The organism is Leifsonia sp. HAY1-4F (assembly GCF_056755275.1).
This window is the reverse complement of the sequence record NZ_JBNDHX010000346.1, coordinates 1-263: the sequence shown is the minus strand read 5'-3', so window position 1 is coordinate 263 and position 263 is coordinate 1. Positions and strand designations below refer to the sequence as shown.

The 263-nt window shown below is 68.1% G+C and carries 1 protein-coding gene; it reads left to right on the top strand.

Annotated elements, in window-relative coordinates:
- Positions 1 to 30: 30 nt before the first annotated feature.
- On the top strand, positions 31 to 204 hold the full coding sequence (locus tag ACPYOG_RS19780) for a DUF6480 family protein (RefSeq protein ID WP_481295821.1): 174 nt from the start codon (positions 31 to 33) through the stop codon (positions 202 to 204).
- Positions 205 to 263: the final 59 nt, after the last annotated feature.

Sequence of the window (263 nt, the reverse complement as noted above, 5' to 3'; positions counted from 1 at the left end):
CCCATCGACACCACCGCCGAAGCGGACAGCATCCACGAAGATCCGGACATGCGCCAGGACGAGGATGACGACCCCGCTTCCTCGGCCAACCCCGACCCCCTGGATGGAAACGTCACAGGCCTCGAGCCAGGCGGCGGCGTACCGCCGGGAGAAACCCCTCCGGCCGAGGGCAGCATGAGCAGCGACCAGGGGCACGAGGAGTAGCTCGCGTCCCAACCGGCTACGGGAGACTCAGAATCTCCCCGAGGTCGTACTCCGCAGGC